The 24763-nt window shown below is 68.3% G+C and carries 26 protein-coding genes; 21 read left to right on the top strand and 5 right to left on the bottom strand.

Translation table 11 applies throughout. The features are described from left to right. On the top strand, nt 1-810 hold the full coding sequence (gene thiD / locus ACFFGN_RS30590; RefSeq protein ID WP_380054772.1) for a bifunctional hydroxymethylpyrimidine kinase/phosphomethylpyrimidine kinase: 810 nt from the start codon (nt 1-3) through the stop codon (nt 808-810). Further along, complete coding sequence (locus ACFFGN_RS30585) at nt 807-1463, top strand: DinB family protein (protein ID WP_380054768.1); 657 nt, start codon at nt 807-809, stop codon at nt 1461-1463. The genes thiD and ACFFGN_RS30585 overlap by 4 nt, the downstream gene beginning before the upstream one ends. On the opposite strand, the gene ACFFGN_RS30580 is transcribed toward ACFFGN_RS30585, so the two are convergent. Continuing rightward, nucleotides 1422-2042, bottom strand: coding sequence for an HAD family hydrolase (locus ACFFGN_RS30580; RefSeq protein WP_380054765.1), 621 nt, complete (start codon nt 2040-2042; stop codon nt 1422-1424). The two genes, ACFFGN_RS30585 and ACFFGN_RS30580, sit on opposite strands and share 42 nt — an antisense overlap. Before the next feature lie 141 nt (nt 2043-2183). Here ACFFGN_RS30580 and ACFFGN_RS30575 point away from each other — a divergent pair, with 141 nt between their 5' ends. The 4 genes from ACFFGN_RS30575 to ACFFGN_RS30560 all read left to right on the top strand — a co-directional run bounded on the left by ACFFGN_RS30575 (nt 2184) and on the right by ACFFGN_RS30560 (nt 7281). Next, complete coding sequence (locus ACFFGN_RS30575) at nt 2184-3461, top strand: ABC transporter substrate-binding protein (protein ID WP_380054762.1); 1278 nt, start codon at nt 2184-2186, stop codon at nt 3459-3461. Nucleotide 3462: 1 nt separating this feature from the next. Then, nucleotides 3463-4398: a carbohydrate ABC transporter permease gene (locus tag ACFFGN_RS30570; protein WP_380054759.1), complete on the top strand. Its 936-nt coding sequence runs from the start codon at nt 3463-3465 to the stop codon at nt 4396-4398. Nucleotides 4399-4499: 101 nt separating this feature from the next. After that, the gene (locus ACFFGN_RS30565; protein ID WP_380055112.1) at nt 4500-5282 is read left to right on the top strand and encodes a carbohydrate ABC transporter permease; all 783 of its coding nucleotides are present in this window, start codon (nt 4500-4502) and stop codon (nt 5280-5282) included. A gap of 13 nt (nt 5283-5295) precedes the next feature. Then, on the top strand, nt 5296-7281 hold the full coding sequence (locus tag ACFFGN_RS30560) for an aldo/keto reductase (RefSeq protein WP_380054756.1): 1986 nt from the start codon (nt 5296-5298) through the stop codon (nt 7279-7281). A 9-nt stretch (nt 7282-7290) separates the two neighbouring features. Here the strand turns inward: ACFFGN_RS30560 and ACFFGN_RS30555 are convergent, their stop codons facing one another. Beyond that, nucleotides 7291-7866: a DinB family protein gene (locus tag ACFFGN_RS30555; protein ID WP_380054754.1), complete on the bottom strand. Its 576-nt coding sequence runs from the start codon at nt 7864-7866 to the stop codon at nt 7291-7293. 91 nt (nt 7867-7957) lie between these two features. Beyond that, the gene (rpmB, locus tag ACFFGN_RS30550) at nt 7958-8143 is read right to left on the bottom strand and encodes a 50S ribosomal protein L28 (RefSeq protein WP_328992431.1); all 186 of its coding nucleotides are present in this window, start codon (nt 8141-8143) and stop codon (nt 7958-7960) included. A gap of 129 nt (nt 8144-8272) precedes the next feature. Between rpmB and ACFFGN_RS30545 the strand changes: the two genes are divergently transcribed. The 14 genes from ACFFGN_RS30545 (at nt 8273) to ACFFGN_RS30480 (ending at nt 22027) form a co-directional block, all read left to right on the top strand. Then, nucleotides 8273-9871 carry a fatty acid kinase ATP-binding subunit FakA gene (locus tag ACFFGN_RS30545; protein ID WP_380054749.1) on the top strand — a complete coding sequence of 533 codons (1599 nt, stop codon included), beginning with the start codon at nt 8273-8275 and terminating at the stop codon, nt 9869-9871. After that, complete coding sequence (gene recG, locus ACFFGN_RS30540; RefSeq protein WP_380054746.1) at nt 9872-12115, top strand: ATP-dependent DNA helicase RecG; 2244 nt, start codon at nt 9872-9874, stop codon at nt 12113-12115. Beyond that, nucleotides 12112-12681 (top strand): 16S rRNA (guanine(966)-N(2))-methyltransferase RsmD, encoded by a 570-nt coding sequence (rsmD, locus tag ACFFGN_RS30535; RefSeq protein ID WP_380054743.1) that lies wholly within the window; start codon nt 12112-12114, stop codon nt 12679-12681. Before recG ends, rsmD begins: the two co-directional genes overlap by 4 nt. Then, nucleotides 12682-13161: a pantetheine-phosphate adenylyltransferase gene (coaD, locus tag ACFFGN_RS30530; RefSeq protein WP_380054740.1), complete on the top strand. Its 480-nt coding sequence runs from the start codon at nt 12682-12684 to the stop codon at nt 13159-13161. A 90-nt stretch (nt 13162-13251) separates the two neighbouring features. Beyond that, the gene (locus tag ACFFGN_RS30525; protein WP_380054737.1) at nt 13252-13827 is read left to right on the top strand and encodes a YceD family protein; all 576 of its coding nucleotides are present in this window, start codon (nt 13252-13254) and stop codon (nt 13825-13827) included. A 2-nt stretch (nt 13828-13829) separates the two neighbouring features. Then, the gene (rpmF, locus tag ACFFGN_RS30520) at nt 13830-14021 is read left to right on the top strand and encodes a 50S ribosomal protein L32 (protein ID WP_380054734.1); all 192 of its coding nucleotides are present in this window, start codon (nt 13830-13832) and stop codon (nt 14019-14021) included. A 10-nt stretch (nt 14022-14031) separates the two neighbouring features. Continuing rightward, nucleotides 14032-14772, top strand: a complete 741-nt coding sequence (rnc, locus tag ACFFGN_RS30515; RefSeq protein WP_380054730.1) for a ribonuclease III — start codon at nt 14032-14034, stop codon at nt 14770-14772. 1 nt (nt 14773) lies between these two features. Next, nucleotides 14774-15628 carry a bifunctional DNA-formamidopyrimidine glycosylase/DNA-(apurinic or apyrimidinic site) lyase gene (gene mutM / locus ACFFGN_RS30510; protein WP_380054727.1) on the top strand — a complete coding sequence of 285 codons (855 nt, stop codon included), beginning with the start codon at nt 14774-14776 and terminating at the stop codon, nt 15626-15628. 163 nt (nt 15629-15791) lie between these two features. Continuing rightward, a complete protein-coding gene (locus ACFFGN_RS30505) occupies nt 15792-15992 on the top strand; it encodes a hypothetical protein (RefSeq protein WP_328992440.1) in 201 nt (66 codons plus the stop codon). Between the two features lie 171 nt (nt 15993-16163). Beyond that, a complete protein-coding gene (gene smc / locus ACFFGN_RS30500; RefSeq protein ID WP_380054722.1) occupies nt 16164-19715 on the top strand; it encodes a chromosome segregation protein SMC in 3552 nt (1183 codons plus the stop codon). A gap of 4 nt (nt 19716-19719) precedes the next feature. After that, complete coding sequence (locus tag ACFFGN_RS30495) at nt 19720-20238, top strand: sigma-70 family RNA polymerase sigma factor (RefSeq protein ID WP_380054719.1); 519 nt, start codon at nt 19720-19722, stop codon at nt 20236-20238. Next, on the top strand, nt 20235-20906 hold the full coding sequence (locus ACFFGN_RS30490) for an anti-sigma factor family protein (protein WP_380054717.1): 672 nt from the start codon (nt 20235-20237) through the stop codon (nt 20904-20906). Before ACFFGN_RS30495 ends, ACFFGN_RS30490 begins: the two co-directional genes overlap by 4 nt. Further along, nucleotides 20903-21826, top strand: a complete 924-nt coding sequence (locus ACFFGN_RS30485; protein ID WP_380054714.1) for a threonine aldolase family protein — start codon at nt 20903-20905, stop codon at nt 21824-21826. Before ACFFGN_RS30490 ends, ACFFGN_RS30485 begins: the two co-directional genes overlap by 4 nt. 54 nt (nt 21827-21880) lie before the next feature. Continuing rightward, nucleotides 21881-22027, top strand: coding sequence for a hypothetical protein (locus ACFFGN_RS30480; protein WP_380054711.1), 147 nt, complete (start codon nt 21881-21883; stop codon nt 22025-22027). Here ACFFGN_RS30480 and ACFFGN_RS30475 read toward each other — a convergent pair. Next, the gene (locus tag ACFFGN_RS30475) at nt 21998-22903 is read right to left on the bottom strand and encodes a M56 family metallopeptidase (protein WP_380054708.1); all 906 of its coding nucleotides are present in this window, start codon (nt 22901-22903) and stop codon (nt 21998-22000) included. The two genes, ACFFGN_RS30480 and ACFFGN_RS30475, sit on opposite strands and share 30 nt — an antisense overlap. Further along, nucleotides 22900-23277, bottom strand: coding sequence for a BlaI/MecI/CopY family transcriptional regulator (locus ACFFGN_RS30470; protein ID WP_380054705.1), 378 nt, complete (start codon nt 23275-23277; stop codon nt 22900-22902). Before ACFFGN_RS30470 ends, ACFFGN_RS30475 begins: the two co-directional genes overlap by 4 nt. A gap of 80 nt (nt 23278-23357) precedes the next feature. On the opposite strand from ACFFGN_RS30470, the gene ACFFGN_RS30465 reads away from it, so the two are divergent. Next, nucleotides 23358-24755 carry a cytochrome ubiquinol oxidase subunit I gene (locus ACFFGN_RS30465; protein ID WP_380054703.1) on the top strand — a complete coding sequence of 466 codons (1398 nt, stop codon included), beginning with the start codon at nt 23358-23360 and terminating at the stop codon, nt 24753-24755. The last annotated feature ends 8 nt before the right edge of the window (nt 24756-24763 follow it).

The raw sequence follows: 24763 nt of genomic DNA, 5'->3' as shown, positions 1-24763 counted from the left end.
ATGACCCCACGTCGAGTGCTGACCGTCGCCGGATCCGACTCGGGCGGCGGCGCCGGCATTCAGGCCGATCTCAAGGCGATGCTGGCCACCGGAGTGCACGGTATGAGCGTGCTGACCGCCATCACCGCGCAGAACAGCGTCGGCGTTCAGGGCGCCTGGGAGTTGCCGGCCGAGCAGGTGCGGGCGCAGTTCCGCAGTGTGGTGGACGACATCGGCGTTGACGCGGTCAAAACCGGCATGCTCGCCTCGGCCGAGATGGTCCGGGTCGTCGCCGAACTGCTGCGCACGCTGCCGGACGGCGTGCCGGTGATCGTGGACCCGGTCTCGGTTTCCAAACACGGCGACGCGTTGCTGGCCGCGGATGCGATGGAGGCCCTGCGCGAGGAGATCGTGCCGCTGGCCACCGTGCTGACGCCCAACCTGACCGAGCTGGGGCCCGTGGCGGGGATGGAGATCCACGGCCTGGATGACCGGGAACTGGCGGCGAAGCGGCTGCTGGCGGCCGGGGCCGGCTGGGTGCTGGTCAAGGGTGGGCACGACGCGGGAGACACCTCGGTGGACGTGCTGCACGGCAACCAGCCCGGTCAGGAGCGAAGCGAGTTCAGTGCGCCGCGCGCCGATAACCGGCATACGCACGGCACGGGTTGTACCTTGGCGAGTTCGATCGCGTCGTACGTCGCGCAGGGGCAGAGCGTGCCCGAGGCGGTGGCGAGCGCGAAGCAGTACATCAGCGGGGCGGTGCATGCCGGGTTCCCGCTCGGGGCCGGGATCGGTCCCGTGGATCACGCGTGGCGATGGAGGAGTTTGTGAAACGGCAGCCGCCGGTCGAGGGTGTCTGTGCCGAGTGCGGGTTCGACTACGACGCGGGGCAGTTGCACCCGGTCGTGACGACGCTGGTGCGTCAGGCCGCTGAGGCGGGTATGAAGCTCACCCAGGCCGCGGCCGACCCTGGGCCGGAGTTCGTGCGGTTGCGGCCGGAGCCGGAGGTCTGGTCCGCCATCGAGTACGCGTGCCACGTCCGCGACGTACTGGAGGTCCAGCGGCAGCGGATCGCCCAGGCGCTGGTCGAGTACCGGCCGGTGTTCGCGCCGATGGATCGCAAGGGCCGGGTCAGCCAGGAGAAGTACGAGGCGCAGGACCCGAACCAGGTGGCGGTCGCGATCATCCGCTTCGCGCAGGAGTTCGGTACGGCGGCGAAGGCGCTCACGCCCGAGCAGCAGCAGATCCGCGGGCTCTACAACTACCCGGTGCGGATGCCGCGCACGCTCGACTGGGTCATCCGCCACACCGCGCACGAGATCCAGCACCACCGCCACGACATCGTCACCGTACTGAACCGGGTTAGCCCACCGCCAAAACCCAAGCCGGAACCCGCGCCTGAGCCGCAAGAGCCCGGAACCGAGGCCCAGGACGAGCCGACGTCACTTGACGGGCAGCCCGTACCCGCGCAGCAGATCACGTAGCACCGGAACTCCGAGTTCGAGGTCGAAGTGCTCCGCGTGGATGCCGATCGATGCCGCGCCCGCCACGTTGTCGAAGTTGTCGTCGATGAAAACGACGGCGTCGGCGGGCTGGCTGATCGCGTCCAGGATGCGGCGGAAGTACTCCGGATCGGGCTTGGAGACGCCTAGATCGCACGAGTAGAAGGTCTGGTCGAACCAGTCGCCGTAGCGCCGTTCCTCGTGCATGATCTTGCGCCGGAACGACTGCTGGTTGGTCGCGAGGTGGCAGCCGACACCGCCCGCGCGCAGTTCCTGGATGATCTCGATCACCTCCGGTACGGACTCGAAGCGCCGCCACAGCTCCAGCACTTCCTCGACCGGCGACGGGCTCTCCCAGCGCGCGAGCACCTCGGCGATCGCGTCGGCGAAATCGCCCTTGCCCATGATCGAGGGCAGTTCCGAGGCCATCAGTTCGAGGATGAAGTCGTCGGCGTTCTGGTCCGGCCGGACAAACGTGGCCAGCGTGCCTCGCCAGTCGATGGTGGCGCGCTGCAGCACGCCGTCCGCGTCGAAGAGTACGGCGGCAGGGGGAGTCGGCATGCCGCCCATCCTCTCAGGCCGGTCTCGCCCGGCCGGGCTGGATCAACCCTTGACCGGTTAAGCAGGTATGCGCTTTCCTTGATCAACTCGAACATAAGTTACCGCCAACGAACACGATTCGACAGGTAGGACGGTCTCGTCATGACCTTGTCACGTAGAGGTTTTCTCTCCCTCAGCGCCGCCGCGGCCGCGGCCGGGCTGACCGGCTGCGGTTCACGCAGCTCCCTGGGCGCCGCCGACGAACTCAGTATGTGGACGTGGGTCGGTTCCGTGAACGACGGGCTGATCGAGCAAGCCGCCAAGGCGATCCCCGGAGCCGAGGCCAAGCGCCTGCTGATGACGCGGATCGGTAGCGACTACAAGACCAAGGTGCTCACGTCCTTGGCCGGTAAGTCGCTGGTGCCCGACATCGTGGCGATGAACGACGACGTCGCGACGTACTTCCCGAACGCGGACCAGTTCGTCGACCTGCACACGCTCGGCGCCGGCGGTCTCGCCGGCCAGTACCTGGACTGGAAGTGGAAACTCGGTATCACCCCGGACAACCGGATGATGGCCTTCCCGATGGACACAGGCCCCACCGCGTTGTTCTACCGCCACGACATCTTCCGCAAGGCCGGTGTCGAGGTGGAGCCCGCAGAGGTGGCAGCGGCCGCACCGGACTGGAACAGCTACATAGAGCTCGGCAAGACGATCAAGAAGGCTGTACCTGGTTCGGTCATCACCGACAACATCGCCAGCGTCTTCGACTACGGGCTGTCCCAGCAGCGTCAGCGGTACATGACTCCTGACGGCCAGTACATCGGCAACGGCGACCACATCCGTCAGGTGTGGGAAACGGCCTACAGAGTCGTCAAGGAAGGCCTATCCGCCAACGCGCAGGCCGATACGACCGATGTAGGCGCGGTGGTCAGCAACGGCAGGCTCGTCGCCTTCATCGGAGCCGTCTGGTGGGCGCAACTCGGCCCGAAGAACGCGGCGCCGAAGACGAAGGGCAACTGGCGGGTCTGCGCCACTCCAGGTGGCGCCGGCAACCGAGGCGGCTCGTTCCTGGCGATCACCAAGTACTGCAAGGACCCCGCGGCGGCCTTCGCGTTCATCACCTGGCTGCAGAACGCGAAGAACCAGGCGCAGGCCTTCATCGACCCGGTGCTGTTCCCGTCGACTCCGGCCACGTTCGAGGATCCGCTGCTGAACGAGCCGGATCCGTTCTTCGGTGGCCAGCGCATCGTGGAGGTTTTCGGCACCGCGGCGAAGGCCTATCCCGGCGCGTACTTCAGCCCGTACGACTCGCTCATCCGCTCGCCGATCGTGGCAGAGCTGGTGAACGTCGAGGTCGGCAGTAAGACCTCCGACCAGGCCTGGCGGGACGCTCAGAACCGGGTCGAACGTGAACTCACCCGAGTGGGGGCGATCTGAGATGGCCGTAGAAACGCTGTCCGGTACAAGTGCCGTGAGCACCACCCCGGATCACCGGCCGCCCAGCCGGTTCAGACGGGCCCTACCGCAGTACGCCGCGATCTCGCCGTTCTTTGTGCTCTTCGCGATCTTCGGCGCGTTCCCCGTGTTGTTCTCGATCTACATCTCGTTCCACTCCTGGAACGGCATCGGCGAGATGAAGTGGGTCGGCCTCGAGCAGTACACCTACCTCTTCACCGATCCCGAGTTCTGGACCGCGATCGTCAACACCCTGATCATCTGGGTGCTCTCCACCGTGCCGATGCTGTTCCTGGCATTGGTGATCGCGAACGCCCTGCACAAGACCGTGCGGTTCCGCGGCTTCTACCGGGTGGCGTACTTCATTCCGAACATCACCTCGGTGGTTGCCGTGACGATGGTGTTCGGCTCGATCTTCAGCAACAACTTCGGTCTGCTCAACGCCTTCCTGCAGTCGGTCGGCCTGGACAAGATCGAGTGGCTGAGCCAGCCCTGGGGCATCAAGATCGCCATCGCGACCATCGTCACCTGGCGCTGGGTCGGCTACAACGCGATCATCTTCCTCGCCGGGCTGCAGGCGATCTCCGCCGACGTCTACGAGGCCGCGAAGGTCGACGGCGCCTCGAGCGTGCAGACGTTCTTCCGGATCACCGTACCGATGTTGCGCCCGGTCATCTTGTTCACCGCCATCACCTCGACCATCGGCGGCCTGCAGATCTTCACCGAGTCGCAGGTGCTGCTGGGCAACTCCGGCGGCCCGGGCGCCGCGGGCACAACGATCGTGACCTACCTGTACAACAGCGCGTTCGTGGACAACCAGTTCGGGTACGGCGCTGCCGTCGGCTGGGCGTTGTTCGTGCTGATCGCGCTGTTCTCGATCATCAACTGGCGACTCGTCGGCGGAAGGGACAAGTCCTGATGGCCACTCAAACGGCAACCGCCAAGCCGGCAACCGCCAAGGCGCCCTCGACGGGTCAAGCGGCGGCGCGCACCAAAACCGTGATCGGCCATGTCCTGCTGATGACGGGCGTGCTGGTCTCGATCTTCCCGTTCTACTGGATGGTCGTGATGGCCTCCAATACGACGGCCGACATCTTCGCCTATCCACCGAAACTGCTGATCGGCCCGCACCTGTTCGACAACATGGGCCGGGTACTGGAGAACATCGACTTCTTCGGCGCGATGCTGCTGACGCTGGTCGCGTCGCTGGCGGTGACCGTGCTGGTGCTGTTCTTCGACTCGCTGGCGGCCTTCGCGTTCGCCAAGTACGAGTTCCCCGGCCGGGACGTGCTGTTCGGCATTTTGCTGGCCACCTTCATGATCCCGTCGCAGCTCGCGCTGGTGCCGTCGTTCGTGACGCTGGCGGAGTTCGGCTGGATCGGCTCGCTGAAGGCGCTGATCATTCCCGGCGCGGCGAACGCGTTCGGCATCTTCTGGATGCGGCAGTACGCGCGCGGCGCCATTCCCGACGAGCTGATCCAGTCCGCGCAGGTGGACGGCGCGGGCTTCTTCCGGCAGTACTGGACCGTGGCGCTGCCGATCCTCCGGCCGGGTCTGGCGTTCCTCGGCATCTTCACGTTCATCGGCGTCTGGAACGATTACCTATGGCCATTGATCGTGATGACCGACCCGAACCGCATCACCCTGCAGGTCGCCCTGCAGCAGCTCAACGGCATTTACGGCACCGACTACAGCATGGTGATGGCCGGCGCGTTGATGAGCGTCATCCCGCTGATCGGTGTGTTCATCATCGGCGGCCGGCACTTCATTGCCGACCTGGCCGCCGGTGCCATGAAGTTCTGAGGAGATTTCACCTGTGACTCAAGCAACTCTGCGCTGGGGCGTGCTCGGTACCGGCAACATCGCCTCCCGCTTCGCCAGCCAGGTCCCGCACTCGAGAACCGGTCAGGTGGTGGCGGTCGCCAGCCGTCAGGCCGACAAGGCCGAGGCCTTCGGGGCCAAGTACGGCATTCCGCACCGGCACGCGTCGTACGACGCCCTGCTGGCCAACGCCGAGGTGGACGCGGTCTACATCGCGACGCCTCATCCCGGCCACGTCGAGTGGGCGATCAAGGCGGCCGAGGCGGGAAAGCACGTGCTGTGCGAGAAGCCGCTCGCGATCAACCGGGCGCTGGCCGCCGCGATGATCGAGGCGGCCCGCCGCAACGACGTCTTCCTGATGGAGGCGTACATGTACCGGTGCCTGCCGCAGACCAAGGTGATCACCGGCCTGATCCGCGACGGCGTCATCGGCAAGGTTCACCAGATCCAGGCGTCGTTCGGTTTCGCGACCACGTTCCGGGCCGAGGGCCGGCTGTTCGCCGACGATCTCGCGGGTGGCGGCATTCTCGACGTCGGCGGGTATCCCGTCTCGATGGCGCGCCTCGTCGCGGGTGTCGCCATCGGCAAGGAGTACGACGACCCGACCGCGGTGACGGCCGTCGGCCAGGTCGGCGAGACGGGTGCCGACGAATGGGCCGTGGCCACGCTCCAGTTCGCGAGCGGCATCTCGGCCCAGGTCTCCACCGGCATCCGGCTGTCCGACGAGAACCGGGTTCGCGTGCTCGGCAGCGAGGGCTATCTGGTCATCGAGGACCCGTGGTTCGGCGGCGACGGCAAGCCGACGCACGTGACCGTGCACCGGGTCGGGGAGGAGCCGCGGGACGTCGCGGCCGAGCCGGCCTTCATCTACGCGGCGGAGGCCGACGCGGTCGCCGCCTCGATCTCGGCCCGGCAGGCGCCGGAGATGAGCTGGGACGACACCCTGGGCAATCTCGCCGTACAGGACGCCTGGCGAAAGGCGATCGGCCAGCAGTACGCGAGTGAGCGCGACGACGCGGCGATCCCGACCGCGACGGGACGCCCGCTGGCCCGGCGCGACGACCACACGATGACGTACGGCGAGGTGCCGGGCCTGACCAAGCAGGTGTCTCGCCTGGTGATGGGCGTCGACAACCAGGAGACGCTGACACATGCCGCGATGGTGTTCGACGACTTCGTCGAGCGCGGCGGTACCGCCTTCGACACGGCGTACATCTACGGCGGCGGCCGCGGCGAGAAGCTGCTTGGCCAGTGGCTCAAGACCCGCGGTAATCGCGACGAGTTGGTCGTCATCGGCAAGGGCGCGCACACCCCGCACTGCGATCCCGAGGGCCTGACCCGGCAGCTGCACGAGAGCCTTGAACGGCTGCAGACCGATCACGTCGACATCTACCTGATGCACCGGGACAACGAGGACATTCCGGTCGGGGAGTTCGTCGACGTACTGGACGAGCACCGTCGCGCCGGGCGCATCACGGCGTACGGCGGTTCCAACTGGTCGACCGCCCGCTTCGACGAGGCGAACGCCTACGCCGAGGCCAACGGCAAGCACCCGTTCACCGTGCTGAGCAACCACCTCAGCCTGGCTCGCGCCTACGACGTACCGTGGGCCGGTTGCCGGCACGTGAGTGATCCCGAGTCGCAGCAGTGGCTCCGGGAGCGGCAGATCGCGCTGTTCCCGTGGTCGAGCCAGGCGCGGGGGTTCTTCACCGGCCGGGCGAAGCCGGAGGACCGGTCGGACGAGGAGCTGGTGCGCTGCTTCTACTCCGACGAGAACTTCGAACGCCTGAACCGGGCGCGGGAGCTGGCGTCGGCCAAGGGCGTCGAGCCCACCGCGATCGCGCTGGCGTGGCTGCTGCACCAGAGCTACCCGGTGTTCGCGCTGATCGGTCCGCGCCAGATCAGCGAGACCCGGACCTCCATGCCGGGGCTGTCGGTCCAGCTGACCCCCGAAGACGTCAGCTGGCTCGACCTCAGCTGACGAGGTTCGTCACTTGAAGGTGTCCGCGACGGCCTGCAGTTCAGCGCGGTAGGACTCCCAGTACGACGGCTCGTCCGTCGGCATGTTGGGCGCATCGGCCCGCATGCCGACGGTGCCGTCGATCAGCTCGCGCAGGATGTCGGCCTGGCCGGCATGGCGCTGCAGGTCGGCGGTGGTGTGCACGATGATCTGGTGCAGCACCACTTGGCCGCGTTCCGGGCCCCACCACGGCACAAACCCGGGCGCGTCCAGCGGCAGCTCGGCGATGGTGGTGTCGGCGTGTGCGCAGACCCGCTGGTACAGGCCGACGATGAACTCGCGCGACTCGTCGGCGGTGGCCCACATGTCCGCGTTGTCCTCGGCCTCGTCGGTGGCCCACTGGACGTGCTCTGGAAACGGCCGGTCGAAGGTGAAGGCGAAGTAGCCGATCTCGACGCCGATGGCGTGCTTGACCAGGCCGAGCAGGTTGGTACCGGTCGGGGTGAGCGGCCGGCGGACGTCGTACTCGGACAGGCCGTCGAGCTTCCAGATCAGGGCCTCACGGGCACGCTGGAGATAGGTCTGCAGGGCTTGTTTCTCACTCATGGGCATGTGGACGATCCTCGCCCAAGCCCGGGCCAACGACGAAAAAGCCCGCCGGGTCGAGTGACCTGACGGGCTCTGTCGAAGTACTACGTCAGCGCGTGACCTTGCCGGCCTTGAGGCAGGAGGTGCACACGTTCAGGCGCTTCGGGGTACGACCGATCAGCACGCGGACGCGCTGGATGTTCGGGTTGAAGCGCCGCTTGGTGCGACGGTGCGAGTGGGACACGTTGTGTCCGAACTCGGGGCGCTTGTCGCAAACGTCACAAACGGCAGCCACCGGAACTCCTCAGGAAGATGAATCAGAATCAACAGGTCATGCGTCACCGCGGCCAGATTCGCTGGGCAACCGGACAAGACTAACCGATGGGCAACTTGCAACGCCAATCAGGCCGGATAACCTTCGCGGGTGGCCGACGACGTGCAGACTCAGGTGCTGACGAGCGACGTACTGCGACGCTGGGCGCGAGCCGCGCTGGCCGCCCTCCATGAGGCGCGGGCCGAGATCGACGAGCTGAACGTCTTCCCGGTGCCCGACGGCGACACCGGTACCAACATCTACCTCACCTGGCAGGCCGCCTGCGAGGCGCTGCCCGACGGCGACCTGAGCTTCGCCGAGGCGGTCAGTGCCTTCGGGCGAGGGGCCCTGCTCGGCGCGCGCGGCAACTCCGGCGTGATCACCTCCCAGCTGGTCCGCGCCTGCGGTATCCGCCTCGCGCGGGTGCAGAACCCGGGCCCGGTCGACCTGGCCGACGCGATGGTGCAGGCGGCCGACGCGGCGTACGGCGCGGTGGCGAAACCGGTCGAGGGCACCATGCTGACCGTGGCCCGGGCGGCCGCCAATGCGGCAGTGGCGGCGGCCTCGAACGGAACGCTCGCGGATGTCTGCCTGGCGGCGGTGAAGGCGGCCCGCGAGGCGCTGGCGGAAACCACCGGGCAGCTAGAGGCCCTGCGCCGGGCAGGCGTGGTCGACGCGGGTGGTGCCGGCCTGGTGGTCATTCTCGGCGCGATGGAGATGGTGGTGACCGGGCGGGCGCCGCGACCCGGGACGGGCGTACCGGCGCGGGTGCCACCGCCGGTGGAGGACACCCACGAGCTGGATCCCGACGGCCCGGCGTACGAGGTGATGTACCTGCTGGACACCTCAGACGACGAGGTGGCGGAGTTCCGCCGCAGGCTCGACGGTCTGGGCGATTCGGTGGTGGTCGTCGGTGGCGACGGCTTGTGGAACGTGCACGTGCACACCGACGACGTGGGCGCGGCGATCGAGGCCGGGATCGGGATCGGCCGGCCGCACCGGATCCGGGTCACACACTTCGCCGACCAGGGCCCGAAGGCGCCGAAGACCGGGCGGGCGGTGATCGCCGTCGCCGCCGGTGCCGGACTGGCCGCGCTGTTCGCGGAGGCCGGCGCGATCGTGGTGACCGGTGGGCCCGGGCGGCGTTGCTCGACCGGCGAACTGCTGGCCGCGATCGAGCGCTCGCACGCGCCCGAGGTGGTGCTGCTGCCGAACGACAACGACTCGATCGGCGTGGCCGAGGCCGCCGCGATGGCCGCCCGGCAGAACGGCGTACGGGTGGCGGTGATTCCGACCCGGGCCCAGGTCCAGGGGCTCGCCGCGATCGCCGTACACGACGCTCATCGCAGTTTCGACGACGACGTGGTGCAGCTGTCGGCCGCCGCCGGGCAGACCCGCCACGGCGCGGTCACGATCGCCGTGAAGGACGCCTGGACGATGGCGGGTACCTGCCGGATCGGGGACGCGCTCGGCGTCGTGGACGGCGATTTCGCGCTGATCACCGACGACCTGATCTCGGCCGCGACCGGGGTCGTGGACCGGCTGCTCGGCGGCGGTGGCGAGCTGATGACGGTGGTCCGCGGCGAGGGCGCGACCGCCGAACTGGTCGACGCGCTGGTGCGGCACGTGCGTCGCAACCGCCGGGATGTCGATGTCGTGGTGTACGACGGAGGGCAGCAGAGGTACCCGTTGCTGATCGGGGTGGAGTAGGTGAAGAAGAACGACCTGGACCGCAAGTTGCGCGACTTCGTCGGAGCGCGCACGGCCAAGTCCTTCGAAGAGGTGCTCGGCATCGAGACCGTCGGCGAGCTGTTGCGGCACTATCCACGGCGCTACCTGAAAAAGGGTGAGCTGACGCCGTTCGACGAGCTCGAGGTCGGCGATCAGGCCACCGTGCAGGGCCGGGTGAAGAAGGTGACGCTGCGGCTGCTCGACACCAAGCAGGAGGTGTCCGTCACCGACGGCTGGCAGTACAAGCGCCGCAAGACCCTGACCAAGGTGGTCGTCACCGACGGCAAGCACGACATCGAGCTGGCGTTCTTCAACCAGCCCTGGCTCGGTTCGAAGCTGCAGCCCGGCACGTCCGCTCTGTTCTGGGGCGAGGTGACGATGTTCCGGACCACGATGCAGCTGAAGGCCCCGGGCTCGGAGGTGCTGGAGGACGACGATCTCAGCCAGGAGGAGATCGAGCGTCGCGCCAAGCCGTACCGCCCGCTCTACCCGGCGACCTCCAAGCTGAACACCGCCACCATCGAGCGGACCATCAAGATCGTGCTGGACACCGTCGAGAACGTGGACGACCCGATCCCGCCGGCGGTCCGGCTGAAGCACGGCCTGCTCGGCTTGCACGAGGCGTTGCGGCTGATCCACCTGCCCACCGCGCCCAAGGACTGGGAGAAGGCCCAGGACCGGCTCCGGTTCGAGGAGGCCCTGGTCCTGCAGACGATCCTCGCGCAGCGGCGGGCGGTGGCCGACGCGCTCAAGGCCGTACCGCGCGAGCGCCGCGACGGGGGTCTGCTCGACGCCTTCGACGCCCGCCTGCCGTTCAAGCTGACGAGTGGCCAGGCGGAGGTCTGCGACGAGGTCTTCGCAGATATGGCCCGGCCGCATCCGATGCACCGGCTGCTGCAGGGTGAGGTCGGCTCGGGCAAGACCGTGGTCGCGCTGCGGGCGATGCTCGCGGTGGTGGACGCGGGTGGTCAGGCGGTGCTGCTGGCCCCGACCGAGGTGCTCGCCACCCAGCACCACAAGACCCTGACGAAGATGCTCGGCGAACTGGCCGAACAAGGCATGCTCGGCGGCGCGGACCAGGCCACCCGGGTCGGCCTGCTCACCGGATCGCTCGGCGCGGCCGCCCGTCGTACGGCGATGCTGGACGCGGCGAGCGGTGCCGCGGGCATCGTCGTCGGCACGCACGCGCTGCTCGAGGACAAGGTCCAGTTCGCCGATCTGGGCCTGGTCGTGGTCGACGAGCAGCACCGGTTCGGCGTCGAGCAGCGGGCCGCGCTCAGCCAGAAGTCGGGTGACGCGACACCGCACGTGCTGGTGATGACCGCGACGCCGATTCCCCGGACCGTCGCGATGACCGTGTTCGGCGATCTGAGCGTGTCGACACTGACCGAGCTGCCTGCCGGGCGATCGCCCATCTCGAGTTCGGTCGTCCCCGCTCGGGAGAAGCCGGCCTGGCTGGAACGGGCCTGGGAGCGGGTCCGCGAGGAGGTCGAGAAGGGCCACCAGGCGTACGTCGTATGTCCCCGGATCGGCGATGACGTCAAAGGCGCGGCCGACGAGGAAGGCGAGTTCGCCGACGGCAAGGAGAAGGAAGAGGCCGAGGGCAAGCCAAGGCCCGCGATCTCCGTGCTGGAGGTCGAGGAGATTCTCGGCGAGGTGCTCGCGGGCTTGCGTATCGAGGTACTGCACGGGCGGTTGCCGGCCGACGTGAAGGACGCGGTGATGTCGCGCTTCGCGGCGGGCGAGATCGACGTACTGGTCGCCACCACCGTGATCGAGGTCGGCGTGGATGTGCCGAACGCGTCGGTGATGGTGGTGATGGACGCCGACCGGTTCGGCATCTCCCAGTTGCACCAGCTGCGCGGGCGGGTCGGCCGGGGCAAGGTGCCGGGACTGTGCCTGCTGGTCACCGACGGCCATCCGGCCTCGATCTCGCGCGAGCGGCTTACCGCGGTGGCCTCGACCACGGACGGCTTCGAGCTGTCCCGGATCGACTTGGAACACCGGCGCGAGGGCGACGTACTGGGGGTGGCCCAGTCCGGCAAGCGGTCGAGCCTCAAACTGCTCAGCGTGCTGGAACACGAGGACGTGATCGTCGCCGCGCGGGAGATGGCCCACGACCTGGTCGCGGACGACCCGGACCTGAGCCGCCACCCGGGCCTGCGCACGATCGTGGCGAGCGCGCTGCAGTCCGACCAGACCGAGTACCTGGAGAAGACGTGACCCGGATCGTCGGCGGACAGGCCGGTGGGCGGCGCATCGCCGTACCAGCTGGTCAAGGCACGAGGCCGACGGGGGACCGGACCCGCGAGGCGCTCTTCTCGTCGCTGGAGGCGGAGTTCGGTGGGCTGGAGGGCCTCGCCTTCCTCGACCTGTACGCCGGATCCGGGGCCATCGGGCTGGAGGCCCTGTCCCGGGGCGCTTCGCGGGTGCTGCTGGTGGAGTCCGACCGGAAGGCCGCCGACATCGTCTCGGCCAACGTCCGGGTCCTGGGGCTGCCCGGCGCGACCGTGCTGGTGAAACCCGTCGAGCGCGTCGCGGGAGGCCCGAACCCGGCCGAGCCGTACGACGTCGTCTTCGCCGACCCGCCGTACGCGCTGGAGACCGAGTTGCTCCAGCAGGTGGTGCTGGACCTGGCCGAGCACGGGTGGCTCGCGCCGGACGCGGTACTGGTGGTGGAGCGAGGTAAGCGGGAGCCGTGGGACTGGCCCGCCGGGTTCGAGGCGCTGCGCGATCGCAAGTACGGCGAGGCGCGGCTTTGGTACGGTCAACGCGAGCAGGAGGCTTGAGTGAACCGAGCGGTGTTCCCCGGTACTTTCGATCCGCCGACGAACGGCCATCTCGACCTGATCACCCGGGCCGCGGGAGCGTTCGACGAGCTGATCGTGGCCGCGGGCGTGAACCCGGCCAAGCAGCGGCTGTTCTCCGACGACGAACGGGTCGAGATGCTGCGCGAGATCGCGGCGCCGTTCCCGAACGTGCGGGTGGCGACCTTCAGCGGCCTGGTGGTGGATTTCTGCCGGGCGGAATCGGCCGGTGTGATCGTGAAGGGCCTGCGCTCCGGCGGTGACTTCGACTACGAGGTCCCGATGGCCCAGATGAACCGGCGGATGACCGGTGTGGATACCTTGTTCCTGGCCACCTCACCGGAACACGGGTTCATTTCTTCGAGCCTGGTGAAGGACATCGCACGACTCGGTGGCGACTACGTTTCGTTCGTGCCGCCGGCCGTGGCGGCCCGATTGGGCGAGATGCCGGGTTATTGCTAGAGTTGGTCCTCGGTCTCAACGAGGCTGAGATTCTGCCTGCCCCTGGCGAGAGAGGACACCCTGAGCGTCTTGGATCCACGGTCACCACTCGTGCTCGATACCCACGAGCTGAGCAGACGCGCTGGATCCCAACGTGAGGTGTCCTTTGTCGCCGCGGCGCCGGCCGACCTCGGCATCGACGTGATCGGTGTTCCCGAAGGCGACCCGATCCAGTTCGATCTTCGACTGGAAGCGGTGGTCGAGGGAGTGCTCGTCACCGGATCGGCCGTTGGCCGGTTGGTGGGGGAGTGCGCGCGGTGCCTGATCGACATTGAGGACGAGTTCCTCGCCGACGTTCAGGAGCTGTACGTCTATCCCGGGAGCGAAGCCGAGCCCGACGAGGCCAGCCGGATGGAGGGCGATCTGATCGACCTCGAGCCGGCCTTGAGGGACCAGGTGGTGCTCGCGCTGCCGTTCCAGCCGTTGTGCACGGACGACTGTCCGGGACTGTGCCCCGAGTGTGGGGTGCGCCTGGCGGAAGAGCCGGAACATCGGCATGAGGACGGCGTCGATCCCCGCTGGTCGGCTTTGGCCGGCCTGGTTTCTCCGCAAGATCAGCAGGACCAAGACAACAGTGTCAGCCAGCCGGCCGGGTCGCGAGACTCCGGCCGAACCGAGGAGTCATAACCGTGGCCGTTCCGAAGCGGAAGATGTCGCGCAGCAACACCCGAAACCGCCGGGCTCAGTGGAAGGCCACTGCCGTGCAGCTCGTCACCTGCGTGAACCCCGCCTGCCGCTCGAAGCACCTGCCGCACACGGTCTGCCCTTCCTGTGGCCAGTACGGCCCGAAGGCGGAGCGTCGCCAGGTCGTCGAGATCTGATTCCGCGACCTTGAACTCTGCCAACGAGACGGGGCTCTACGCCGAGCTGAACCAGCGGCTCGGCGTATCGCTGGCTGACCAATTACTGGAGCACGCCTTCACCCACCGCTCGTACGCGTACGAGAACGGCGGGCTGCCGACCAACGAGCGCCTGGAATTCCTGGGTGATTCGGTGCTCGGCGTGGTCGTGACGGAGTCGTTGTTCCGTACCCATCCGGACCTTTCCGAGGGACGCCTCGCCAAGCTGCGCGCCGCTGTGGTCAACATGCGCGCACTGGCGGGCGTCGCCCGGGAGCTGAACCTGGGCAAGTACCTGCGCCTGGGTCGCGGCGAAGAGGCCACCGGTGGGCGGGACAAGTCCTCCATCCTGGCCGACTGTGTGGAGGCGCTGATCGGTGCCGTCTACCTGGACCGTGGCTTCGAGGTCGCGGGCCGGGTCGTGCATACGCTGTTCGACGACCTGATGGAGTCTTCCGCCCGGCTTGGCGCCGGACTGGACTGGAAGACCAGCCTGCAGGAACTTGTCGCCCAGCTCGGTGTCGGTATCCCGGAGTATGTGATCTCCGAGTCCGGACCGGACCATGCCAAGACGTTCGAGGCCCGGGTGCGGATCGGTTCCGACACCTACGGCCACGGCATCGGCAAGAGCAAGAAGGAAGCCGAGCAGCAGGCCGCCGAGACCGCGTGGAAGGCCCTGCGGGCCGCCCATCCGGAAAGCGGCGATCCGCTCGACGGGCAAGCAGCCGGCTGACGTGCCGGAGCTGCCCGAGGTCGAGGTCGTTCGGCGCGGCCTCGAGGAGTTCACCACCGGCCGGACGATTCGTTCGGTCGAGGTGCTGCATCCCCGGCCGTTGCGCCGCCACCTGGCGGGCCCGGCCGATTTCTCCGACCGCCTCGCGGGCCAGAAGTTCCTGGCACCCGCGAGGCGCGGGAAGTACCTGTGGCTGCCCTTGGCCTCCGGTGACGCCGTACTGACCCATCTGGGCATGAGCGGCCAGTTCCGGGTCCAGCCGGTCGGCGCGACCGACGAGAAGCACCTGCGGGTGCGGATCCGCTTCGACGACGACGGCGGAGAGGTCCGTTTTGTGGACCAGCGCATGTTCGGTGGTCTGTCCTACAGCGAGGGTGGCGCCGAACTGCCCGCGGAGATCGCGCATATCGCCCGCGATCCGTTCGATCCGTTGTTCGATACCGAGGCGTTCGTGGCCGGGGTGCGCAAGCGCCGTACCGGACTGAAACGAGCGTTGCTGGACCAGACGCTGGTCAGCGGGGTCGGCAACATCTACGCCGACGAGGCTTTGTGGCGGGCGAAACTGCACTACGCGCGGGCTACGGATTCGCTGAAACCCTTGCAGATAAGGGAAATTCTGCGGCACGCGCACGAAGTGATGGCCGACGCGCTGGCCGTCGGCGGTACCAGCTTCGACGCGCTGTACGTCAACGTGAACGGGGAATCCGGCTACTTCGAGCGGGGCCTGGCCGCGTACGGGCAGGAGGGTTCGCCTTGCCCACGGTGTGGTCGGCCGATCCGGCGCGAGGCGTTCATGAATCGTTCCTCGTATCGCTGCCCGAAATGCCAGCCCGCGCCGCGTAACGCCCGGTGGTAACCGGCGGTTAACTTTGCGGGTGTGCAAAGTGTTCGGCAACTCACCCGGTGGCAGGTTGACCGGTCGCCAACGCGGTGTCACCCTGAAAGACGGCACCCATTTCCCGCACCCGGTCCGATTCTGGCCGGGCGCCCTTGCCAGACCCCTTCCGGAGGACAGCACAATGGCCAAGGCTCTTTTAGGGCATCTTGGAGGCACTGACCCGCGCATGCTGGAGCAGGTTCGTCTGCTCAACCGGCGTGTCGCCGACCTGGAAGCGCATGTTATGCGGCTTCAGGCAGAGAACGATCATCTGGTCGCGGCCGTGCATGACGGGCGTCTCCTGACAGTCGACGAGGCTCTGCAGACTCCTGCTTCGGTCTGACGACCAGGCAGTACCAGTAACGCCGTCCGTTTGGCCGGCGGGGGCCCCGTGCGGGCCTCCGCCGTTTGACGCACCTTCCCCAACCCCGCCCGGGTACCGGATCGCGGTGCCCTCGGTCGGTATTGTCTGTTTTCTACACGGGTTGGGAGCTCCGCTTTGTATCTGAAGAGCATGACGCTCCGCGGATTCAAGTCCTTCGCGTCGGCGACGACGATGCACTTCGAACCGGGGATCACCTGCATCGTCGGTCCGAACGGCTCCGGCAAGTCCAATGTCGTCGACGGCCTCGCCTGGGTGATGGGCGAGCAGGGCGCGAAGTCACTGCGCGGCGGCAAGATGGAGGACGTCATCTTCGCCGGTACGTCCGGGCGCGCGCCGCTCGGCCGGGCCGAGGTGTCGCTGACCATCGACAACAGCGACGGTGCGCTGCCGATCGAGTACGCCGAGGTCACGATCTCGCGCACGATGTTCCGCAACGGCGGCTCGGAGTACCAGATCAACGGGCAGAACTGCCGGTTGCTCGACATCCAGGAGCTGCTCAGCGACTCCGGTATCGGCCGCGAGATGCACGTCATCGTCGGCCAGGGCCAGCTCGACTCGATTCTGCGCGCCACCCCCGAGGGCCGGCGCGGTTTTGTCGAAGAGGCCGCGGGCGTGCTCAAGCACCGCAAGCGCAAAGAGAAGGCCATCCGCAAGCTGGAGGCCACCGAGGGCAACCTCAACCGCCTCGGCGACCTGATCACCGAGATCCGCCGCCAGCTCAAGCCGCTGGGCCGCCAGGCCGAGGTGGCGCGCCGCGCGGTGACGATCCAGGCCGAGGTCCGCGACGGCCGATCCCGGCTGCTCGCCGACGACATCGTGCAGGCCCAGTCCGCGCTCGAGGCCGAGCTGAAGGACGAGGCGGCGCAGACCGAGCGCCGCGCCACCATCGAGGCCGCGCTGCGGGAGGCCCGGGAGACCGAGGCAACCCTGGAGGACGCGCTCAGCACCGACGCGCCCGCGCTGCAGGCCGCGCAGGACACCTGGTACCAGCTTTCCGGCTTCGGCGAGCGGATCAAGGGCACCGCCCGGATCGCCGCCGACCGGATCCGCAACCTGAACGAAGGCGCCGAAGAGTCCCGGCCCGGTCGCGACCCCGAAGAGCTCGAAATGGAGGCCGCCCGGGTCCGCGAGACCGAGGCCATCATCGAGGCCGAGGTGGAGGCGCACGAGGAGGCCCTGGCGGAGGCCGTCGAGCGCCGCCAGCAGCTGGAAAGCCAGCACGCCGAGGAAGAGCGCCGGATCGCCTCGCTGATCCGCGCCGCCGCCGACCGCCGCGAAGGCCTCGCCCGGCTGACCGGCCAGGTGAACGCGCTGAAGTCCCGCGCGGCCGCCGCCGAGTCCGAGATCGGCCGCCTGGAGACCAACCGCCGCGAGGCCGAGGCCCGGGCCGCGAAGGCGCAGCACGACTTCACCGCTCTGGAGACCCAGGTCGCCGGGCTGGACGCGGGCGAGCAGGGTCTCGACGCCGAGTTCGAAGGCGCCCAGGCGGTTCTGGACGACCTCGAAGAGCGCCTGACCAAGCTTCGCGCCGAAGAGCGTGACGCCGAGCGGGAGCGCACCGGTCTGGCCGCGCGTAAGGAAGCGCTTGAGATCGGCCTGAACCGCAAGGACGGCGCCGGCGCGTTGCTGGCCGCCTCCGAGCAGGTCACCGGCCTGATGGGCACGGTCGCCGCGCTGCTGTCGGTGCGGCCCGGCTTCGAGACGGCCGTCGCCGCCGCGCTGGGCGAAGCCGCCGACGCGCTGGCCGTGCAGACCACCGACGCCGCCGTGAACGCCGTTGGCCACCTCAAGGAGCACGACCTCGGCCGCGCGGGCCTGCTGATGGGCGACGCGCCGGCGGACGACGGTCCCTCGTGGCCGCAACTGCCCCACGGCATTCCGTATGCCGTTGACGTCATCGACTGCCCGGACAACCTGCGGCCCGCGCTGCGGCGCATCCTGCGCAAGGTCGCGATCGTCGACGACGTGCCCGCGGCGCGTGCGCTGGTACACGCGCTGCCCGATGTCACCGCGACCACCCGCGCGGGCGACGTGCTCGGTGCCCATTTCGCGTACGGCGGTTCCGACGCGGCGCCGAGCCTGATCGAGGTCCAGTCCGCGGTGGACGAGGCAGCGCACAAGCTGGTCGACGCCACCGCGCGCAGCGAGCGCCTTCGCTTCGAGCTGGCCCAGCTGGAGCAGGAGCGCGAGGCCCAGAAGCAGACCGTCGACATCACGCTGGCCCGGTTGCACGAGTCGGACGCCGCGATGGCGGCCGTCGCCGAGCAGCTGGCCCACTTCGGTTCGCTCGCGAAGGCCTCCAAGGGCGAGGCCAGCCGGATGGCCGAGGCGATCGCGGCGGCCGAGGCCGAGCGCGATCGCAACCTCGCGGGTCTGGCCGATCTCGAACACCGGCTCGCCGAGGCCGAGGAGTTCTCCGACGAGGACGGCGACGAGCCCGACACGGAGACCCGGGACCGGCTGGCCGAGGCCGCGAAACAAGGCCGTGCCGCCGAAATGGAGGCCCGCCTGCAGTTGCGGACCACCGAGGAGCGCGCTCGTGCCCTGGCCGGTCGCGCCGACTCGTTGGAGAAGGCCGCTCGGCAGGAACGCGAGGCCCGCGCCCGTGCGATCGCCCGCGCCGCCCGGCGTGCGCGTCAGTCCGAAGCGGCCCAGGCGGTTCACCTCGCCGCCGGTCACGTGCTCGCCCGGCTGGAGCACTCGCTGCAGTTGGCCGCCACCGAGCGGGCCGCGATCCAGGCCGAGCGCGCGGGGCGCGAGCAGCAGTTGGCCCAGGCCCGATCGCAGTCGCGGTCGCTGGCGTCGGACCTCGAACAGCTCACGAACACCGTGCACCGCGACGCGCTGGCCCGCGCCGAGCAGAAGATGCGGCTCGAACAGCTCTACGACAAGGCCCTGACCGAGCTCGGTACCGAGGTGGACGTGCTCGTCGCCGAGTACGGCCCGGACCAGCTGGTTCCGCCGCTGCCCTCGCCGGACGCCGATCCGGATCAGCCGCAGCCGGAGGGCGAGCCCTTCGACCGGGCCAAGGTGGCCAAGCGGCTGAAGGCGGCCGAGCGCGCGCTGAACCAGCTCGGGCGGATCAACCCGCTCGCGCTGGAGGAGTTCGAGGCGATGGAGGAGCGGCACCGCTTCCTGTCCGAGCAGCTCGACGACATCAAGAAGTCCCGCCGCGACCTGATGGACATCGTCAAGGAGGTCGACGAGCGCGTCGAGCAGGTCTTCACCGAGGCCTATCGCGACGTCGAGATCGCCTTCGAGCACGTCTTCAGCCGGTTGTTCCCCGGCGGTGAGGGCCGCCTGGTGCTGACCGATCCGAGCGACATGCTCACCACCGGCATCGACGTCGAGGCACGCCCGCCGGGCAAGAAGGTCAAGCGCCTGTCGCTGCTGTCGGGTGGCGAGCGATCGCTGGTCGCGGTGGCCTTCCTGGTGGCGCTGTTCAAGGCCCGCCCGTCGCCGTTCTACATCCTCGACGAGGTCGAAGCGGCCCTGGACGACACCAACCTCGGCCGGTTGCTGCAGATCTACGAGGAGCTGCGCGAGACGAGCCAGTTGCTGGTCATCACCCACCAGAAGCGCACGATGGAGGTGGGCGACGCCCTCTACGGTGTCTCCATGCGCGGTGACGGCGTCTCGGCCGTCATCAGCCAGCGCCTCCGCGAACAAGAACCCGCCTGACCTGGTGGCCGGTGATGAGGCACTGGTCCGGTCGCTGTACGACGAGCACGGCCGGGCGTTGCTGGCCTACGCGACTCGGCTGACGGGTGATCGCGCCGCCGCCGAGGACGTCGTGCAGGAGACGCTGGTCCGAGCCTGGCGGCACGCGGACGACCTGGTCGAGTCGAAGGGTTCGGTGCGGGGCTGGCTGCTGACGGTCGTGCGCAACCTGGTGACCGACCGTGCCCGGGCGAAGGCGTCCCGGCCGACCGAGGTGGCCGAGACGCCGGGAACACCGCCGGTGCAGCGGGACCACTCGGAGGCCGTGGTCGACACCATGGTGGTGCTGGCGGCGCTGGATCAGGTGTCGCCCGAGCATCGCGACGTACTGGTGGAGATCTATTACCGCGGTCGGTCGGTCGCGGAGACAGCGACCGTTCTGGGCGTTCCGCCGGGTACGGTGAAATCGAGGTCGTACTACGCGTTGCGCGCCCTGCGAGGCGTCATCGGCGGCAAGGGCCCAGAAGCGGAGGTGGCCCGATGAGCACGCACGAACTGGATCGCACGCTGCTGGGCGCCTACGTGCTGGCGGCGCTCGAGCCGGACGAGACCCGGCTGGTCGAGGCGCACCTGGCTACCTGCGCGGAATGCCGCGCGGAGGCCGACGATCTGGCCGAGCTGAAGGAGTTCCTCGGCGAGGCTCCGCCGGAGGCCTTTCTGGACGGACCGCCCGAAGGTGGTGACCTGCTGCTGCAGCGTGCCCTTCGCGAGGTTCGTCCGCCCGCCAGGCGGCGGAACTGGCTGGCGGCGGCCGCGGTTGTTGTCATCGCGGGAGCGGCTCTTGGTGGTGGCGTGCTGATCGGGCGGGAGACCGCGCCCCAGGCGGCGTACCCGACGACTGCTCCGGTGCCGGGGACGAAGGTGGTGAACGGCGCCGGTAGTGGGGCCACGATGGTCGCGTCGGTCCAGCCCAGGTCGGGGTGGGTCTACGTGGAGGTCGATCTGAAGGGCATGCAGGCCGGTACGGCGTGCGAGCTGCGCGTCACCGATGCGGCCGGCCGGTCGTTCGTCGCCGGTGGCTGGGTCATCTCGCCGCGGGCGGCTGCCGAGGGCGGGAAGTTCGGCGGCGGCGCGCTGGTTCCGATCGACCAGGTCCGCTCCGTTCAGATCGTCACCAGTGACGGCAAAACCGTGGTCTCGGCGCGGGTATGACCGAACCAGAGCGCGACGTGTACGGCGCCGGTGGCGAGGTAGCTCTACTGGAGAAGGAAGTCGCCGAACTCCTGGGCAAACCGGCTGCAGTATTCCTGCCGACCGGCGTAATGGCGCAACAGGCGGTACTACGCACCTACGCCGACAGGTCCGGCTCCAAGCGGATCGCGATGCACGGACTGGCTCATCCGCTCGTGCACGAGTTGAACGCTCTGGAGGAAGTCCACGGCCTCCGGCCCGAGCGAATGACCACCGAGCTGCGCCAGCCTCGACCGGACGAACTGGCGGCAATTCCGGGCAAGCTCGCGGCGGTGATGCTCGAACTGCCGTTGCGGGATGCCGGGTTTGTGCTGCCGTCCTGGGATGAACTGATCGTATTCGCGGAGGCGTGCGCCGAACGCGACGTACCGCTTCACCTGGATGGAGCGCGCTTGTGGGAGAGCACGCCGTATTTCGGGCATGACCTGGCTGAGGTGGCCGCACTCGCTACAACCGTCTACGTGTCGTTCTACAAGGGCCTAGGCGGTATGGCCGGTGCAGCGCTTGCGGGGCCCGAAGACATCGTCCAAGAGGTACGACGCTGGCAACGGCGTCTAGGCGGCAACCTCTTCACGTTGTTGCCCTATGCCGTTTCAGCCCGCGAAGGCCTTCGCACGGTTCTGCCGAAGATGGGCGAGTTCCACCAGCGAGCGGTCGAGTTGGCGGAAGCCCTTGTGAACAAGGGGTTTCGGGTATTTCCGGAGCGGCCGCACTGCAACTCGTTCCGGCTGTTCGCGCCGATTCCGCCGCCGAGTGGTGCTCGGTGGCGGCCGGCCGATGTGCCGGGCTGGTCGTGGACCGAGGTGGTTGTGACGTCCAGCACGCTGCAGCGCTCGGTAAGCGAGACAGTGGCCGACTTCGCGGAACTTCTTGACGGTTGAGCTCGTCCTCCCTGAGTAGTCATGTAGTGATTCAACTGGGGGAGTGATACCGACATGCTGACGTTCGTCGTCACCATGATCATCGTTCTGACGCTGGCCACCATGGTCCTGCTTGCAGTGGCCCGTGGTGAAGGCAAGGACTTCGCCGACCTTCGGGTCTTGATGCAGCGATCACCCAATAGTGGTGAGAAGAGCGCGTAGTACCGGAACTGCCACCGTCACGGTCGGCAGGACCAGCAAGGCCGCGGCGCCCGCGTAGGTGGTCGCGGCCAGCACTGGATGCTTCGGCGCCGGCGAAGTGAGCCGCTCGACTCTGAGCAGGGTGGCCGACTTGGCTGCCGCAAGGCCGTCCGCCGGCGCCGGAGATCCCGCAAGAGCCACGAGTGCCCGCGCGAGCGGCGCCGGGCCCTTGCGGCGTCTGGCGTCGTCATCGGCCAGGAGTTCGACGAGCGTCCGGGCCTGTTCCAGCGCGAGGTCCGATCGCACCCAGCGCGGGAACGCCGTGTGCACCATCGTGAACGCCTCCAGCACCAGGTCATGCCTGGCGCGGAGGTGCGCTTGCTCATGCGCGAGTACAGCGCGCAGCTCGTCGTCGTTCAGCCGCTCCAGCGCTCCCACGGACACGATCACCCGCGAACCACGAAGAGCCGGCAGGCAATACGCAAGCGGCGTCTGCTCGGCCAGAACCCGCAACCCCGGCACCAGCCCGTCCGGAGTAGCTAGAACGTCCACCAAGTCCCGGTGGCGCCTCCGACGGGCTCGAGTCCCGACAGCCACCTTCGCCACGGACCAAGCGAGCCGAACCGCTACAAGTGCCGTGAGCGCGAGTACGGCGGCAGCGGCGAGGTCACGCCCCGACGACGGGTTGAACCGCGGCGAACCGGGCTGACCCGCCGTCGAGTACGACAAGGCGATCCCAGCCCCCAGCGCAGCCAGTACGGCGGCCAAGGCGAGCGCCTGCCACAAGGCGACGGCGGCTCGCGGAATCCGGTAAGGCCACTCGGAACGAGCAAGTAAGGCTGGTGCCGGACCGGCCAGCACCAAGGCGAGGGCGGCGAGCAGGACCGGGGTGATCACCCGTCCCGCGCCTCCAGCCGGCCCAACGCCTCCCGAAGCAGCGCGGCCTCTTCGTCACTCACCTGGTCGACGAACCGGACCAGGGCCGCCCGGCGATCCCCGGCGCCGTCCAGCGCGTCGCGCATCAGGTCCGCGACGAGCTCCTCGCGAGGCGCCGCCGCGCGATAACGCCAGGCCTTGCCGTCGCGCTCGCGAGAGGTCAGCTCCTTCTTCGCGAGGCGGTCCAGCACGGTCATCACCGTGGTGTAGGCGAGGTCGCGGGAATCCGCCAGGCGCTCGTGCACCTCGCGCACGGTCAGCGCGTCGGGCGAAGCCCACAGCTGCTCCATCACGAGTCGTTCGAGGTCGCCCAGGGGGCGTCGGTTGGCCGGCACGTGACGAGTATAACTACATCGCGTAGTAGATGTCGGCTAGCATCTACTACGTAACGTCGTAGACGAATTAAGGATCTTAAGTGGACACCCTGGATCTGGCCCGCTGGCAGTTCGCCATCACCACCGTCTACCACTTCTTCTTCGTACCGGTGACGCTCTCGCTGGTCGCCCTGGTGGCCGGTTTGCAGACTGCCTGGTACCGCACCGGCAAGGAGAAATACCTCCGGCTGACCAAGTTCTACGGCAAGTTGTTCCTGATCAACATCGCGATGGGCGTGGTCACCGGGCTGGTGCAGGAGTTCCAGTTCGGCATGAACTGGAGCGACTACTCGCGCTTTGTCGGTGACGTCTTCGGTGCTCCGCTGGCGCTGGAGGGCCTGCTCGCGTTCTTCCTCGAATCGACCTTCATCGGGTTGTGGATGTTCGGCTGGGACCGGCTGCCGAAGGCGGTGCACCTGGCCTGCATCTGGATGGTCGTGCTCGGCACCCAGCTCTCGGCGTACTTCATCCTGGCGGCGAACTCCTGGATGCAGAACCCGGTCGGCTTTCGCTACAACGCCGAACGCGGCCGGGCCGAGCTGACCGATATCGGCGCGGTGCTGACGAACAAGGTCGTGCTGGTGACGTACCCGCACACGATCTTCGCCGCGTTCATGGTCGGCGGGGCGTTTGTGGCGGGTGTCGCGATCTGGCACCTGGTCCGCCGGCCCGGTGCCGACGTGGGCGCCTTCCGGACCGCGTTGCGGCTGGGCGCGGTCACCGTGCTGATCGCCGGTGCCGGGGTCGCGCTGAGCGGTGACCAGCAGGGCAAGGTGATGACCGAGGTGCAGCCGATGAAGATGGCGGCGGCCGAGGCGCTGTACGAATCGGAGCAGCCCGCGTCATTCTCGATCTTCACCGTCGGCACGCTCGACGGCTCCCGCGAGGTGTTCTCGCTCAAGGTGCCGTACCTGCTGTCGTTCCTCGGCACCGGCGACTTCAACAGCGAGGTCAAGGGCATCAACCCGCTGCAGGAGTCGTACGAGAAGCTCTACGGGCCCGGTTCGTACAAGCCGAACATCCCGCTGACCTACTGGACCTTCCGGCTGATGATCGGCGTGGGCATGGCCTCGGTCGCTATCGCCGCCTGGGCGTTGTGGGCCACCCGCCGCGGCCGCGCGCCGGACAAGTGGCTGGCGCTGATGGCACTGCCGCTGCCGTTGCTGCCGCTGGTGGCGAACTGCTTCGGCTGGATCTTCACCGAGACCGGGCGGCAACCATGGCTGGTGTTCGGCCTGCTGCCGACGGCCTCCGGGGTCTCGCCCGGAACGACCTCGGCCGAGGTGATCACCTCGCTGGCCGTCTTCACCCTGCTGTACGGCGTACTCGCGGTGGTCGAGGTGAAGCTGATGTTCCGCTCGATCCGGGCCGGGTTGCCGCCGGACCAGCCCGAGCCGGTCGAGGACGAACCCGGCAAGCCGCTCTCCTTCGCGTACTGAAAGGGCTG

Source organism: Kribbella deserti, from assembly GCF_042434725.1.
GTDB lineage: Bacteria > Actinomycetota > Actinomycetes > Propionibacteriales > Kribbellaceae > Kribbella > Kribbella deserti.
Note: the sequence above shows the minus strand (reverse complement) of the source record. Positions and strands in the feature narration are given on the sequence as shown.

What these genes read in the sequence shown, in the direction of transcription:
- thiD (WP_380054772.1), top strand. Translation starts at nt 1, where the DNA reads ATGACCCCACGTCGAGTGCTGACCGTCGCCGGATCCGACTCGGGCGGC.
- ACFFGN_RS30580 (WP_380054765.1), bottom strand. Translation starts at nt 2,042, where the DNA reads ATGCCGACTCCCCCTGCCGCCGTACTCTTCGACGCGGACGGCGTGCTG.
- ACFFGN_RS30575 (WP_380054762.1), top strand. Translation starts at nt 2,184, where the DNA reads ATGACCTTGTCACGTAGAGGTTTTCTCTCCCTCAGCGCCGCCGCGGCC.
- ACFFGN_RS30570 (WP_380054759.1), top strand. Translation starts at nt 3,463, where the DNA reads ATGGCCGTAGAAACGCTGTCCGGTACAAGTGCCGTGAGCACCACCCCG.
- ACFFGN_RS30565 (WP_380055112.1), top strand. Translation starts at nt 4,500, where the DNA reads ATGACGGGCGTGCTGGTCTCGATCTTCCCGTTCTACTGGATGGTCGTG.
- ACFFGN_RS30555 (WP_380054754.1), bottom strand. Translation starts at nt 7,866, where the DNA reads ATGAGTGAGAAACAAGCCCTGCAGACCTATCTCCAGCGTGCCCGTGAG.
- ACFFGN_RS30505 (WP_328992440.1), top strand. Translation starts at nt 15,792, where the DNA reads ATGGCCAAGGCTCTTTTAGGGCATCTTGGAGGCACTGACCCGCGCATG.
- smc (WP_380054722.1), top strand. Translation starts at nt 16,164, where the DNA reads ATGACGCTCCGCGGATTCAAGTCCTTCGCGTCGGCGACGACGATGCAC.
- ACFFGN_RS30490 (WP_380054717.1), top strand. Translation starts at nt 20,235, where the DNA reads ATGAGCACGCACGAACTGGATCGCACGCTGCTGGGCGCCTACGTGCTG.
- ACFFGN_RS30485 (WP_380054714.1), top strand. Translation starts at nt 20,903, where the DNA reads ATGACCGAACCAGAGCGCGACGTGTACGGCGCCGGTGGCGAGGTAGCT.
- ACFFGN_RS30480 (WP_380054711.1), top strand. Translation starts at nt 21,881, where the DNA reads ATGCTGACGTTCGTCGTCACCATGATCATCGTTCTGACGCTGGCCACC.